This window comes from Streptomyces sp. NPDC003023, from assembly GCF_042888225.1.
In the GTDB taxonomy this organism is placed as follows: Bacteria; Actinomycetota; Actinomycetes; order Streptomycetales; family Streptomycetaceae; genus Streptomyces.
Window position 1 is genome coordinate 478,557 of record NZ_JBIAPL010000001.1, and the last position, 13,341, is coordinate 491,897.

At 71.4% G+C, this 13,341-nt stretch carries 11 protein-coding genes; 6 read left to right on the forward strand and 5 right to left on the reverse strand.

The features are described from left to right. Positions 1-110: 110 nt before the first annotated feature. The 5 genes from ACFYV1_RS01770 to ACFYV1_RS01790 all read left to right on the forward strand — a co-directional run bounded on the left by ACFYV1_RS01770 (position 111) and on the right by ACFYV1_RS01790 (position 6,734). On the forward strand, positions 111-1,793 hold the full coding sequence (locus ACFYV1_RS01770) for a glycoside hydrolase family 13 protein (RefSeq protein WP_389393347.1): 1,683 nt from the start codon (positions 111-113) through the stop codon (positions 1,791-1,793). Positions 1,794-1,818: 25 nt separating this feature from the next. Continuing rightward, the gene (locus ACFYV1_RS01775) at positions 1,819-3,153 is read left to right on the forward strand and encodes an ABC transporter substrate-binding protein (RefSeq protein ID WP_389393348.1); all 1,335 of its coding nucleotides are present in this window, start codon (positions 1,819-1,821) and stop codon (positions 3,151-3,153) included. A gap of 11 nt (positions 3,154-3,164) precedes the next feature. Then, positions 3,165-4,526: an ABC transporter permease subunit gene (locus ACFYV1_RS01780; RefSeq protein ID WP_389393349.1), complete on the forward strand. Its 1,362-nt coding sequence runs from the start codon at positions 3,165-3,167 to the stop codon at positions 4,524-4,526. Continuing rightward, positions 4,523-5,452 carry a carbohydrate ABC transporter permease gene (locus ACFYV1_RS01785; protein WP_389393350.1) on the forward strand — a complete coding sequence of 310 codons (930 nt, stop codon included), beginning with the start codon at positions 4,523-4,525 and terminating at the stop codon, positions 5,450-5,452. Before ACFYV1_RS01780 ends, ACFYV1_RS01785 begins: the two co-directional genes overlap by 4 nt. A 166-nt stretch (positions 5,453-5,618) precedes the next feature. Then, complete coding sequence (locus tag ACFYV1_RS01790; RefSeq protein WP_389393351.1) at positions 5,619-6,734, forward strand: chemotaxis protein; 1,116 nt, start codon at positions 5,619-5,621, stop codon at positions 6,732-6,734. 163 nt (positions 6,735-6,897) lie between these two features. Here the strand turns inward: ACFYV1_RS01790 and ACFYV1_RS01795 are convergent, their stop codons facing one another. Further along, on the reverse strand, positions 6,898-7,362 hold the full coding sequence (locus tag ACFYV1_RS01795) for a MarR family winged helix-turn-helix transcriptional regulator (RefSeq protein WP_389393352.1): 465 nt from the start codon (positions 7,360-7,362) through the stop codon (positions 6,898-6,900). 103 nt (positions 7,363-7,465) lie between these two features. Between ACFYV1_RS01795 and ACFYV1_RS01800 the strand changes: the two genes are divergently transcribed. Beyond that, the gene (locus ACFYV1_RS01800) at positions 7,466-7,879 is read left to right on the forward strand and encodes an organic hydroperoxide resistance protein (RefSeq protein ID WP_389393353.1); all 414 of its coding nucleotides are present in this window, start codon (positions 7,466-7,468) and stop codon (positions 7,877-7,879) included. 132 nt (positions 7,880-8,011) lie between these two features. Here ACFYV1_RS01800 and ACFYV1_RS01805 read toward each other — a convergent pair whose 3' ends face one another. The 4 genes from ACFYV1_RS01805 to ACFYV1_RS01820 form a co-directional block, all read right to left on the reverse strand. After that, entirely contained in the window at positions 8,012-9,394 is a 1,383-nt protein-coding gene (locus ACFYV1_RS01805; protein WP_389393354.1) for an alkaline phosphatase PhoX, read from the reverse strand. 117 nt (positions 9,395-9,511) lie between these two features. Then, positions 9,512-9,940 (reverse strand): OsmC family protein, encoded by a 429-nt coding sequence (locus ACFYV1_RS01810; RefSeq protein WP_389393355.1) that lies wholly within the window; start codon positions 9,938-9,940, stop codon positions 9,512-9,514. Between the two features lie 303 nt (positions 9,941-10,243). After that, positions 10,244-11,575 carry an MFS transporter gene (locus ACFYV1_RS01815; protein ID WP_389393356.1) on the reverse strand — a complete coding sequence of 444 codons (1,332 nt, stop codon included), beginning with the start codon at positions 11,573-11,575 and terminating at the stop codon, positions 10,244-10,246. Continuing rightward, positions 11,572-13,272: an amidohydrolase gene (locus ACFYV1_RS01820; RefSeq protein ID WP_389393357.1), complete on the reverse strand. Its 1,701-nt coding sequence runs from the start codon at positions 13,270-13,272 to the stop codon at positions 11,572-11,574. The genes ACFYV1_RS01815 and ACFYV1_RS01820 overlap by 4 nt, the downstream gene beginning before the upstream one ends. Between the last annotated feature and the right edge of the window lie 69 nt (positions 13,273-13,341).

A 13,341-nucleotide genomic window follows, 5' to 3' on the forward strand; every position in this document is an offset into this window, starting at 1 on the left:
TTTCCGGACGCATCGTTGACACCTTCCAGTCACGGCTACTTAACATGCATGCATAACAGCGCACCCGATCCGGGGCGCTCTCGCATTCAGCAGAAACAGGTCGACGCGAGATGCTCAGCACGCTTGTGGCCGGCACCGGCCACCCCTCCCGCCCCGCCGCCACCCCTGACCGCTGGTGGCGCGACGCGGTGATCTACCAGGTCTACGTCCGCAGCTTCCTCGACAGCACCGGGGACGGCATCGGCGACCTGGCCGGCGTACGGGCCGGACTGCCCTACCTCAAGAAGCTCGGCGTCGACGGCATCTGGCTCAGCCCCTTCTACCCGTCCCCGCAGCACGACCACGGCTACGACGTCGCCGACTACACCGGCGTCGACCCCGTGTACGGAGACCTCGCCGAATTCGACCGGCTGATGGCGGACGCCCGCCGCCTCGGACTCAAGCTGCTGCTCGACATCGTCCCCAACCACTGCTCCAGCGAGCACCCGTGGTTCCGCGAGGCACTCGCCGCCGGCCCCGGCGCCGCCGCCCGCTCCCGCTTCCACTTCGCGCCCGGCCGCGGACCCGGCGGCGACGAGCCGCCCAACAACTGGCGCGCCATGTTCGGCGGCCCGGCCTGGAGCCGCGTCACCGAGCCCGACGGCACCCCCGGTCAGTGGTACCTCCACCTCTTCACCCCGGAGCAGCCCGACCTCAACTGGCGCGACCCGGCCGTCGGCGACGACTTCGAGCAGGTGCTGCGCTTCTGGCTGGACCGGGGAGTAGACGGCTTCCGCATCGACGTCGCCGCAGGGCTCTTCAAGCACCCGCAGATGCCCGACTCCGACGACCCCGAAGCCGACGAGCGTGCCCGCGACTCCGTCAACCCGCTGGCCTGGAACCAGCCCGAGGTGCACGACGTGTGGCGCCGCTGGCGCTCGGTGTGCGAGGAGTACACCGCCGCCGACGGCCACGACCGGCTGCTCGTCGGCGAGGTCTCCGTACCGACCGCCCGCGAGCACGCCGAGTACGTACGCGCCGACGAACTGCACCAGGCGTTCTTCTTCGACCTCCTCTCCGCCCCCTGGGACGCGAACGCCTTCCGGTCGACGATCGACGAGGCGGTACGCGACATCGCCGGCACCGGCTCCACCGTCACCTGGGTCCTCAACAACCACGACCAGGTGCGCACCGTCACCCGCTACGCGGGCGAGCCCGGTGTCGAGGCCAGCGGGCTCGGCGCCGCCCGCGCCAGGGCCGCGGCCCTCCTCATGCTCGCCCTGCCCGGCGCCGCCTACGTCTACCAGGGAGAGGAACTCGGCCTCCCCGAGGTCCTCGACCTGCCGGACGAGGTGCTCACCGACCCGATCTTCCACCGCACCGGCAGCCGCAAGCACATCCGCGACGGCTGCCGCGTCCCGCTGCCCTGGTCCGGCCACGCTTCCCCGTTCGGCTTCAGCCAGGGCGCGGCCGGGGCCCGGCCGTGGCTTCCGCAACCCGAGTGGTTCGCGGAGCACGCCACGGACCGGGCCCTGGCCGACACCCGCTCCTTCTGGCACCTGTACCGCGAAGGACTCCAACTGCGGCGCAGCCTTCCGCAGTTGGGGGAGGGAACCCTTCGCTGGCTCGACGCGCCGCCGCAGGTCCTCGCGATGGCCCGCGGCGACGGGCTGATCTGCGCCGTCAACTTCGGCACCGAGCCGGTGCCCGCGCCCGTGTCCGGAACGCCTCTGCTCTCCAGCGGTCCCTGCTCCGACGGTGTGCTCCCCGGAGCGACCGCCGCCTGGTGGACCGGCGACAACCCCGCCTCTTGAACCTCACTTCGGAAGGACCCTCCCGATGCGACGAACCAGCAGAAACACCACCCTGCGCACCACGGCCGCGGCCTCGGCCGTGCTCGGCCTCACTCTCGGCGCCGGTGCCTGCGGCGGCACCACGGGCCCCGCGAGCGGCGGCGAACTCAGCGGCAAGACCGTGACCGTCGCCGGCGTGTGGACCGGCAGCGAGCAGAAGAACTTCAAGAAGGTGCTCGACGCCTTCAGCGAGAAGACCGGCGCCAAGACCGTCTTCGTCCCCTCCGGCGACAACGTCTCCACGTTCGTCGGCAGCAAGATCGAGGGCGGCAACGCGCCCGACGTCGTGATGGTGCCCCAGGTCGGCGTGCTCCAGCAGTTCGCCGAGGAGGGCTGGCTGAGGCCGCTGTCCGACACGACCGCCAAGACCGCCGGCGCCAACCTCGCCCCGGTGTGGAAGGACTACGGCACCGTCGACGGCAAGTACTACGGCCTCTACTTCAAGGCCGCCCACAAGTCGACCGTCTGGTACAGCCCGGAGGCGTTCACCCAGGCCGGCGTCACCACGCCCAAGAGCTACGACGACCTCCTCGAGGCGGGCCGTACGCTCGCCGACTCCGGCCGGCCCGCCTTCGCGGTCGCCGGAGAGGACGGCTGGACCCTCACCGACTGGTTCGAGAACATCTACCTCTCCCAGGCCGGACCCGAGAAGTACGACCAGCTCGCCAAGCACGAACTCAAGTGGACCGACGAGAGCGTCGTGACGGCCCTGACCACCCTGGGTGAACTGTTCAAGGACGACCAACTCGTCGCGGGCGGCGCCAAGACCGCGCTGCAGACCGACTTCCCTGCCTCCGTCGAGGCCGTCTTCGGACCCGAGCCCAAGGCGGGCATGGTCTACGAAGGAGACTTCGTCGGCGGCATCGCCAAGGACGAGTTCGGCAAGAAGCTCGGAGAGGACGCCGACTTCTTCCCGTTCCCCGCCGTGGACGGCGGCAAGGCCCCGGTGGTCAGCGGCGGAGACGCGGCCGTGGTCCTCAAGGACGGCAAGAACGGCGAAGCCGGCATGAAGCTCCTCGAGTTCCTCGCCACCCCGGAGGCGGCCGAGATCTGGGCCGGCGCCGGCGGGTTCCTGTCCCCGAACAAGGACGTGAAGCCCGACGCGTACGGCGACGACACCACCCGCACCACGGCACAGTCGCTCGTCGCGGCCGGCAACTCGGTCCGCTTCGACATGTCCGACCAGGCGCCCGCCGCGTTCGGCGGCACCAAGGGCTCCGGCGAGTGGAAGCTCCTCCAGGACTTCCTGCGCGACCCGTCCGACCCGAAGGCCACCGCGGCGAAGCTCGAGGCCGCGGCCGCCAAGGCCTACGGGAACTGAGGCCGACCGCCATGGCCGACACCCTCAAGGAGCGGTCCCACCGGGCCCGCGCTCCCAAGGCCGGCGCCGCGCCCGATCCGCGGCGCCGGGCCCAGCGCAGAAAACGCCGCCTCGCGGTCCTCTTCGTCCTGCCGGCCGTCCTGCTGCTCGGCGCGCTCGTCGTCTACCCCGTCCTCTTCTCCTTCGGACGCAGCCTGTTCGACGCGAGCGGAGAGCAATTCGTCGGCGCGGCGAACTACACGGAGATCTTCCGGGACCCCGCCACCCTCAAGGCCATCCGCAACAGCACCATCTGGGTCGTCGTCGCCCCGGTCCTGCTGACCGGCCTCGGTCTGATGCTGGCCGTCCTCACGGAGAAGGTCCGCTGGGCCACCGCGTTCAAGCTGGTGCTGTTCCTGCCCATGGCCGTCTCCTTCCTCGCCGCGGGCATCATCTTCCGGCTCGCGTACGAGCAGAACCCGGACCGCGGCGTGCTCAACGCGGTGGTCGTCGGGGTGCACGACACCTTCGAGGACCCGGCCGCCTACCCGACGGCCCGCGCCCGTGAGAACCAGAACCTCACCGGCAAGGACGGCGGCCCCTACACGACGTCCGGAGCCGTCCGGCCCGGTGACCCGGTGAACCTCGGCTTCGTCGGCGTGGCACCCGACGCGGTGCCGCCGCAGGCACGGACCGCCGCTGTCCAGGAACCCGGCGCGGACGAGATCGGCGGCGTCGCCTACCTCGACTTCGCACCGGGCGGCGGCGGCACCCAGGGCAAGGTCGACCCGGCGGAGAAGGGCCTGCCCGGCATGACCGTGGAGGCCGTGCACGACGGCAAGGTGGCCGCCACCACGACCACCGCCGCCGACGGCTCCTTCCGCTTCAAGGGCCTCACCGACGGCGAGTACACCGTCCGCGTGCCGGCCTCGAACTTCGCGGCGCCCTACCAGGGCGTGAGCTGGCTCGGTCCCGCACTCGTCACACCGGCCATCATCGGCGCCTATCTGTGGGTGTGGACCGGCTTCGCGATGGTGCTCATCGGCGCCGGGCTCGCCGCCATTCCGCGCGACGCGCTGGAGGCGGCCCGGATGGACGGCGCGACGGAGGGCCAGATCTTCCGCAAGATCACCGTGCCGCTGCTCACCCCCGTGCTCACGGTCGTCTTCGTGACCCTGGTCATCAACGTGATGAAGGTCTTCGACCTCGTCTGGATCATCGCGCCGGGACCGGTGCAGGAAGAGGCCAATGTGCTGGCCACCCGGATGTGGCTGGTGTCCTTCGGCGGCGGCAACGATCAGGGACTCGGCAGCGCACTCAGCGTCCTGCTGCTCCTGCTGGTCGTACCGGCCATGATCTTCAACGTCCGGCGCTTCCGAAGGAGCCGAGCATGAGCGGCCACACCACCGTCGAGCGCCGGCCGGCCGCGAGCCCCGCCGTCCGGCCCGTCCCGGCCCCCTCCGCGGCCCGTCCCCGCCGCAAGGGGCGGCTCACCGAATGGCTCGGCAGCGGAGCCGTCCAGGCCGTGCTGATCGTGGTCGCCCTCGTCTGGATCACTCCGCTGGCAGGACTGTTCCTCTCCTCCCTGCGCTCGGAGCGAGACAACGCGTCCGACGGCTGGTGGACGGCACTGACCGACCCCTCGCAGCTGTCCCTGGACAACTACACCGCCCTCTTCGAGGACTCCGGAATCGCCGGCGCCTTCTGGAACACGGTCCTGATCTCGGTCCCGGCCACCGCACTGGTCGTCGGTATCGCGGCACTCGCCGGATACGCCTTCGCCTGGCTGGAGTTCCCCGGCCGCGACGCGATCTTCCTGGTGGTCGTCGGCCTGCTGGTCGTGCCCGTACAGATCGGGCTGCTCCCGGTGGCCAAGCTGTTCGGCGCCGTCGGACTCTTCGGCACGGTCGCGGGCGTCGTCCTCTTCCACGTCGCCTACGGGCTGCCGTTCGCCATCTTCCTGCTGCGCAACTACTTCGCGGAGATCCCGCGGGAGATGCTGGAGGCCGCGCGGATGGACGGCGGCTCGGAGTGGCGGATCTTCTCCCGCCTCGTCCTCCCGCTCGGACGTCCGGCCCTCGCGAGCCTGGCGATCTTCCAGTTCCTCTGGGTCTGGAACGACATGCTCGTCGCGCTGCTCTTCGCGGACAACGAGTCCCAGCCGCTGACGGTGGCGCTGCAGTCGCAGATGCGGCAGTTCGGCAGCAACATCGGGGTCCTCGCACCAGGGGCGTTCCTTTCCCTGGTGGTTCCGCTGGTGGTCTTCTTCGCCTTCCAGCGGCACTTCGTGCAGGGCGTGATGGCGGGCTCGGTGAAATAGCGCCACGGACCGCCGCGGGCGTGGCCTGCCACGCCGCCCTTTGGCCCTGCTGCCGTTGTCCTCACAGGGGGACACCGGCAGCAGGGCTTCCGCGTCCGGATGCGGCCTTCGCGACGCGGGGGGAGGGTGGATCCGTCGAACAGCGGGGGAGAGCCGAGAGGGAGACATGGAAACCGACGCCCTGACACCCGCACTGCTGCGCAAGCTGCGAGAGCCCAAGGCATACCCGGCGGTCTCCGTCACCATGCCCACCCACCGGCGCGAGCCGGACAACGAACAGGACACGCTGCGGCTGAGGAACCTCCTGGCCGAGGCCGGGCGCAGGCTCGACACCGACGACGCCGTGAACCGCCAGGCGCGCAACGCCATCAAGGCACAGCTGGACAGGGCCGCCGACGACATCGACCTGCGGCAGAACCGCGACGGGCTGGTGATCTTCGCCGATTCGGACGAGTACCAGCTGTGGAACCTGCCGCGCACCGTGCCGGAGCGGGTCGTGCTGAGCGACAGCTACCTCACCCGCAACCTCGTCGCGGCGAAGGCCCAGGGCGGGCTCTACTGGGTCCTGGTGATCGCGGCCGACCGGGCCACCCTGTGGAGCGGCACCGACGAGGCGCTGAGCGAGCACACCGGTGGCGGCTTCCCGCGGGTGCGGCCGCAGGAGCCGCCCAATCCGCAGCGTGAGGAACGCCAGGGGGACGTGGCGAGCACCTTCACCGACGAGACGACCCGCCAGTTCATGCGGGACGTCGACACCGCGCTCGCCGCCGTGACCGAGGCCGAGCCCCGGCCGCTGTTCCTCGTCGGACTCGCGCCCGCGCTCGGCCTGCTCCAGGACGCGGCGACGGCTGGGCACCCGGTGGTGCCGGCGGGACGGGTGGTCAAGGGCGGCCTCACGGACGGGCCGGGGCCCGAACTCCTCAAGGAGCTCCGCCCGGCGCTCGAGGAACACCGCCGGGCCGAGGCCGGCCGCATCGCGGGCCGCCTCGACTCGGCCCGCGGCCGCCGGACGCACGCGGCGGGCCTCGACGAGGTCTGGGTCGCGGTACGACAGGACCGGGCCGCGCTCGTCGTCGTCGAGGAGCACTTCCAGCGCACGGTCCGGGTGGACGGCGAGCACCTCCAGCCCGTGCACGACTCGACGGTCGCGGACCCCGCCGTACGGGAGGACATCGTCGACGAACTGGTGGAGACGGCGCTGAACGGCGGCGCGGAGGTGGTCTTCGTACCGGACGACACGCTGGCGGGGGAGGGACGGGTGGCGGCGGAGCTGCGGTACTAGTCGGGCGGGCGGGCCGCTGCGAGGGCGAGCGGGCGAGCGGGCGGGCGGTGTACCGCGCTTCGCGCGGTGGCCTCAAACGCCGGCCGGGCTGCTCTGCGGCCTCGCCGGCGTTTGAGGCGCGGGGTCCGGGCGGAGCCCGGTTGTGGGAAGGGGAGGGGGCCGGTCACATGGTCGCGTCGAGCCGCGCCGTCAGCGCGTTCAGCTCGTCCCGCAGCGCACGGATCCGCTCCAGCGGAAGCCCCGTCGCCTCGGCGACCCTGCGGGGCATGCACAGCGCCTTCTCCCGCAGCGCGAGCCCCGCCCCCGTAGGCCGCGCGGTGACCGAGCGCTCGTCCTGCGTGCTGCGGCGGCGCTCCACGTAGCCCGTCGACTCCAGCCGCTTCAGCAGCGGCGAGAGCGTGCCGCTGTCCAGCCGCAGGTGTTCGCCGATCTCCTTGACGGGCAGTTCGCCGTGCTCCCAGAGCACCAGCATCACCAGGTACTGCGGATATGTGAGCCCCAGGTCCTTCAGGGCGGTGCGGTACACGCCGTTGAACGCCCGCGACGCCGCGTGCAGCGAGAAGCAGATCTGGTGCTCGAGGCGGAGGAAGTCCTCGTCCGGAACGTCCCGCGGTGTCTTCTTCTCCATGCGCCCACCATACCAAGCGGCAGCCAATTGAGTTGTGCACAATTAAGTTGTGTGCTTTGATTCGGGGCATCGGTTCCCGACCCCGACGAAGAGGGATGCACCCATGGACGCGCTCTACACCGCTGTCGCCACCGCCAACGGCCGCGAGGGCCGTGCCGTCAGCTCCGACGGCCTGATCGACCTGCCGCTCGCCTTCCCCGCGGCTCTCGGCGGCAACGGCCAGGGCACCAACCCCGAGCAGCTCTTCGCCGCCGGATACGCCGCCTGTTTCGCCAGCGCGATGGGCGCCATAGGCCGCCAGGAGAAGCTCGACGTCAAGGACGCCTCCGTGACCGCGGAGGTCAGCATCGGCAAGGACACCGACGGCGGCTTCGGCCTTTCCGTGATCATGCGCGTCGAGCTGCCCGACCACCTCCAGGGTGAGGCCGGCCGGGATCTGCTCGAGAAGACCCACGCGTACTGCCCGTACTCGAAGGCGACCCGCGGCAACCTGCCGGTGGAGATCGTCGTCGAGTAGTCGCGCGAGCAGTGAAGCGAGCAGTGACCCCGCGCCGGAAACGGCAGGGCCGCGGGGCGGATGGTGCATCCGCCCCGCGGCCCTGTGCGTACCGGCCGAACCGGTCAGGTCGCGTCCTGTGGAACCGTCAGATCAGCTCCACGGTCCCGTGACCGCGAACGTCGTGCCCGGCGTGTAGCAGTTGACGTACATCGTCTCCTCGTCCGGCGAGAACGCGACGCCGGCGAACTCGCCCCACTCAGGCTCCTCGGGCGTTCCGCCCGCCGCGGCAGCGGCTGATGTCAGAGCCTGCGCGTTCCGTGCCACCGGATACACCTCGCCGCGCTTGGTCAGCCCGTACACGTGCTGTTCGCCGCTGCCGTCCTCGCAGACCATCAGGCCGCCGCTGGGCGCCAGGCAGATGTTGTCCGGGGACTCGCCGGGCATCCGGATGTCCGTGTCGGGTCCGAAGACGACGACCAGGGTGAGGCGCCGGCGGTGCGGCTCGTACTTCCACACCTGGCCGTAGTGGTCGCCCGCCGAGCCCTCGGAGCTGCGGGCGTAGCTGGAGACGAAGTACACCGACTTCCCGCCCCAGTAGCAGCCCTCCAGCTTCTGCGCGTGGGTAATGCCCTTCGGCCCGAAGTCCTGGTGCCTGATGGGGGTTTCCCCGGCCTGGCTGTCCGGTACGGGTACCCATTCGATCCGGTCGAAGGACGCGCCGATCTCCTGGATTCCCGACAGGTCCGGGACGCCGGGCACCCGCATGGCCTCCAGTTCGCCGCCCGCGCGGAGCGAACCGGTGCCGCCCAGCGGCTTGTTCGGCAGGAAGCGGTAGAAGAGACCGAAGGGCCGCTCGAAGGCGTCCTCCGTCTCGTACACGATGCCGTTCCGGGGGTCGATGGCGATCGCCTCGTGCTGGAAGCGGCCCATCGCGGTGAGCGGCACGGCTCCGGTGCGGTGCGGGTCGGCGCCGTCGACCTCGAAGATGAAGCCGTGGTCCTTGGTGTAGCCGTTGGTGCCGGCCCGGTCCTCGGTCTCCTCGCAGGTCAGCCAGGTGTTCCAAGGCGTGGGGCCGCCGGCGCAGTTGACCGCGGTGCCGGCGATGGCGACCCGCTCCGACAGGACGTTGCCCCGGCCGTCGAGTTCGAGGGCGGTGCAGCCGCCCTTGCCCATCGGGTCGTAGGTCAGGCCCTCGACGGCCGGTACGCCGATCCTCGCGGTGTGCCGGTTCTCGTGATTGCGCACGAGATGGGTCCGGCCGCGGCGGCCCGCGAAGGCGGCCATGCCGTCGTGGTTGCTCGGTACCGGTCCCTCGCCCGAGCTCATGGGTTCGCCCTCGCGGGAGAGGACCTTGTAGCGGAAACCTTTCGGCAGATCGAGCAGACCGTCGGGGTCGGGGATCAGCGGGCCGTACCCGGAGTGTCCACGGGCGGTGGCTGTGCCGGCGAAGAGTTCGGTGAAGGCCCCGGTGAAGGCGATTCCGGCACCGAGCGCGCCGGTGCGGGCCAGGACTTGGCGTCGTGTTGTCGACATGAGGCAACTCCCTGCTGGCGGACAGGAAATGAACAGGAGAAGTGACCCGCACGGTGTATCACGCAAGCAACGCGACATGTAACCGTGCGGGCCACTGTGCCTCAAGATGCCACTGTGCTAGGCGAGCGACGCGCTGAGGGTGATGTTCGTGCCCTTCAGGGCCTGGCTGACCGGGCAGTTCACCTTGGCCTCCTCGGCGGCCTTGACGAAGCCTGCCTCGTCGAGGCCCGGGACATCGCCCACGACCGTGAGGTGGATGCCGGTGATGCCCTCACCCGGCTGGAACGTCACGTCGGCCTTGGTCTCCAGGCGGGCCGGCGGGTTCCCGGCACCGGCGAGGGCGTGCGAGAACGCCATGTTGAAGCAGCTGGAGTGGGCGGCCGCGATCAGCTCCTCCGGGCTGGTCCTGCCGCTCTGGGCGGGCTCGCTCCGGGCCGCCCAGGTGACCTCGTACTCGCCGATGCCGGAGGAGTCGAGGGTGACGACCCCCTTGCCCTCGAGCAGGCTGCCTTCCCAGACGTTGTGGGCCTGACGCGTGGTGGCCATGATGGTTCCCTTCAGCTGGTACTTGCGTGAAGTGCGGTGCCCCAGAACCGTAGCGTCTCCGCTCGTGTCCGGCCGGACACCGCCCTGGCCGCCGCGTGCAACCGGAACCGGGAGAAGGCCCGTTGGGCGAGGCGCGGGACGGGCCGGACGTGCGGCCCGCAGCACTCCGCCCCGCTGGATGACATCCAGCGGGGCGGAGTGCTGCGAACCAACAGCGTCCACGAGGAGGCAGCGGGCCGCACGAGGGTCGCCCGTACCGGGGAAGCCGGTGGCACCGCGGGTCGGTGCCGGACGCGGGACGGCTCAGGCGGAGGTCACGTTGTCCTTCACCCGCATCCTCTCGCCCAGGAGTCCGCCGAGGGCGGTGACCAGGGAGAGGACCATCAGCAGCAGGGCCGCCGGCCACGACGCCCCACCGCCGGCCACCAGCAGCGCGGTCGCCAGGAACGGCAGGAAGCCGGTGAGTGCGCCGGCGAGGTTGTAGGACAGTGCCACGCCGGTGTAGCGCAGCCGCGCCGGGAACAGCTCGGCCAGCAGCGCCCCGGACACCGCGTAGGCGACGGAGAGCACGGCGACGCCGGCCGCCATGGCCAGCACGACGACCACGGGGTTCTCGGTCTCCACCAGCCAGAAGAGCGGGAAGGCGAAGGCGGCGCTCGCCAGGCCGCCCCACAGGGTGACCCGGCCGGGGCCGAGACGGTCGGCCATGCGGCCCACCACGATGATCACCGCGATCTCGACGACCGCCGCGACCAGGGTTCCGTTGACCATGAGGGAGCGCGGCAGTCCCAGGGTGTCGGTGCCGTAGCTGATCATGAACGTGGTCAGCATGTAGAAGCCGCCGACGCCCAGGGTCGCCGATGCCATCGCGACCAGCAGACGGCCCCAGGCCTTGCGGAAGACGTCGAGCGCGGGCACCTTGGCCTGCTCGTTGTGCTGCATCATCTCGTCGAAGAGCGGCGACTCCTCGACCCTGCGGCGGATGTAGACGGCGATGCCCATCAGCGGGAAGGCGAGCAGGAACGGCAGGCGCCAGCCCCAGGCGTCGAAGGACTCGGAGGGCAGCAGGAGGACCAGGGCGAAGGCGCCGGACGACAGCAGGGTGCCCACCGGGGAGCCGACCTGCGGGAGGGCGGCGTACCAGCCCCGCTTCTCCGGCGGCGCGTGCTCGACGGCCAGGGTGATCGCGCCGCCCCACTCGCCGCCGACGGCGATGCCCTGGACCAGGCGCAGGAGCACCAGCAGCAGGGGCGCGGCCACGCCGATCGTGGCGTAGCCCGGCAGCAGGCCGATCAGACCGGTGGCCGCGCCGATCATCACCACGGTTATGAGCAGAGCCGGCTTCCGGCCCATGCGGTCGCCCAGCCATCCGAAGGCGAGTGCGCCGATCGGCCGGGCGGCGAAGCCGACACCGAAGGTGGCGAAGGCCGCGAGGGTGGCCGTCGTCGGGTCGAGGGTGGTGAAGTACAGCCGGTTGAAGACGATGGCTGAGGCGGTGCCGAAGAGGAAGTAGTCGTACCACTCCAGCGCCGTGCCGACGAAGGACGCGAAGGCGACGCGTCCGGCGTCCTTGCCGGTCACCACGGGCGGTGGGCCGGGAGGAGCCCCTGGGGTGACCTGGTCGACAGTGCTCATGCGTGACTCCTTGAGTGCGCCCGGGGGGATCCGGTCGGGGGGAGGGGACCGCCAGTTGCTGAGAGGTCCCCGAGGGCGTCGGCGCCGTGGACGCACTCTCCGGCCACGAAGGTGGCCAGTACGTCGATGGCGCCGATCCGATGACTGTCGACACTGACCGGGTCATCGGAAAGTATGACAAAGTCCGCGTGCTTGCCGGGGCTGATGCTGCCCCGACGGTCCTCGTCGTGACTGGCCCAGGCCGCGTCGATCGTGTAGGCCCGCAGTGCCTGCTCGGCGCTCACCCGCTCGTCGGGGGCGAGCACGGTGCCCGCCCGGCTGAGGCGGTCGACCATGGACTGCATGCCGAGGAGCGGGGCGCCCGGGGCGACCGGCCGGTCGGAACTGCCCGGCACCCTGACCCCCCGGTCGAGGAAGGAACGGTGCCGGTACATCCACCGCGTCCGCTCCGGGCCCAGGCCCTCGGCCATGCTGTCGCCCACCTCGTACAGGAAGCGGGGCTGCGGCACCGGGACCACTCCCAGCCGGGCGTAGCGGTCCAGATGGTCGGGGCGGACCACCGCGGAGTGCTCGATGCGGTGCCGCACGTCCGGGCGGGGCGCGACGCGCTGCGCCTCGGCGAAGGCGTCGAGGGCCAGGTCGACGGCGCTGTCGCCGATGGCGTGCGCGGCCACCCGCCAGCCGGCCCGGTGGGCCTCGACGACGAGCCGGCGCATCTCGTCAGGGTCGTTCTGGTAGACGCCGCTCGCGTGGTCGTGCCCGCAGAACGGCTCGGAGACCGCGGCCGTACGGCCGATCAGCGACCCGTCCAGCCAGATCTTCATGGGGCCCAGACGCAGCCGGTCGTCGCCGAAGCCGGAGCGCAGGCCCAGGTCGATCCCGGTGGTGATGCCGTCGTCGGGGTGCGCGCGCAGGGCGTGCAGGTTGTCGGCGGCCACCATCAGCTCGACCCGGGTCCGCAGTGTTCCGCGCTCGCGGGCCAGCTGGTACGCGGCGGCCTCGACGGGACTGCGGCCGATGAGGCCGAGCCCGATCCCTGCCTCCACCACGTGGGTCAGGCCCTCCGCGGCGTACACCTCGCTCGCCCGGCCGACCGCGTCGGCCAGTTCGGCCACCGGGTACGGCATGACCAGAGCGGTGACCAGGGCCTGGGCCCGCTCCTGGAGCAGCCCGGTCGGCGCACCGTCGGCGTCGCGCACCACGACCCCGCCCTCGGGGGCGTCGGCGCTTTCGCCGAGGACGCCGGCCCGCCGCAGTACCTCGCTGTTCGCCACGCACATGTGTCCGGAGCGGTGCTTCAGCCACACCGGCCGACCGCCGGCGGCCCGGTCCAGCTCCGCGCGGTGCGGGTGCCCGCCCATGACCGTGTCGTCGTAGCCGGAGCCCACGATCCAGGCGTCGGCGGGCAGCCCGGCCGCGCGGCGGGCGACGGCGTCGTAGACCTGGGACAGCGTGGTCGCCGCGCTCAGGTCGAGCTCGCCCAGTGACTGGCCGAACCAGGCCATGTGGTTGTGGGCGTCGCCGAATCCGGGGACGACGACCGCGCCGCCGCAGTCGAGCACGGTGCGGGCGGGCAGGTTCTCGACCGTCTCGTCGAGGCCGACGATCCGCCCGGCGAGGACGCCGAGGGTGCGGGCGCGGGGGTGGTGGTCGTCCACCGTACGGATGAGGGCGTTGCGCAGTTTGAGATCAAGCATCGAGCGGCTTTCGGGTGGGCGGGCGGAACCGGCCGGTCCGGACCCGGAGGCGGGGACAGGGACCTGGGC

Coding starts and splice junctions, on each gene's coding strand:
- ACFYV1_RS01820 (WP_389393357.1), bottom strand. CDS start 13,272: ATGCTTGATCTCAAACTGCGCAACGCCCTCATCCGTACGGTGGACGAC.
- ACFYV1_RS01770 (WP_389393347.1), top strand. CDS start 111: ATGCTCAGCACGCTTGTGGCCGGCACCGGCCACCCCTCCCGCCCCGCC.
- ACFYV1_RS01795 (WP_389393352.1), bottom strand. CDS start 7,362: ATGGAGAAGAAGACACCGCGGGACGTTCCGGACGAGGACTTCCTCCGC.
- ACFYV1_RS01785 (WP_389393350.1), top strand. CDS start 4,523: ATGAGCGGCCACACCACCGTCGAGCGCCGGCCGGCCGCGAGCCCCGCC.
- ACFYV1_RS01775 (WP_389393348.1), top strand. CDS start 1,819: ATGCGACGAACCAGCAGAAACACCACCCTGCGCACCACGGCCGCGGCC.
- ACFYV1_RS01810 (WP_389393355.1), bottom strand. CDS start 9,940: ATGGCCACCACGCGTCAGGCCCACAACGTCTGGGAAGGCAGCCTGCTC.
- ACFYV1_RS01805 (WP_389393354.1), bottom strand. CDS start 9,394: ATGTCGACAACACGACGCCAAGTCCTGGCCCGCACCGGCGCGCTCGGT.
- ACFYV1_RS01780 (WP_389393349.1), top strand. CDS start 3,165: ATGGCCGACACCCTCAAGGAGCGGTCCCACCGGGCCCGCGCTCCCAAG.
- ACFYV1_RS01790 (WP_389393351.1), top strand. CDS start 5,619: ATGGAAACCGACGCCCTGACACCCGCACTGCTGCGCAAGCTGCGAGAG.
- ACFYV1_RS01800 (WP_389393353.1), top strand. CDS start 7,466: ATGGACGCGCTCTACACCGCTGTCGCCACCGCCAACGGCCGCGAGGGC.
- ACFYV1_RS01815 (WP_389393356.1), bottom strand. CDS start 11,575: ATGAGCACTGTCGACCAGGTCACCCCAGGGGCTCCTCCCGGCCCACCG.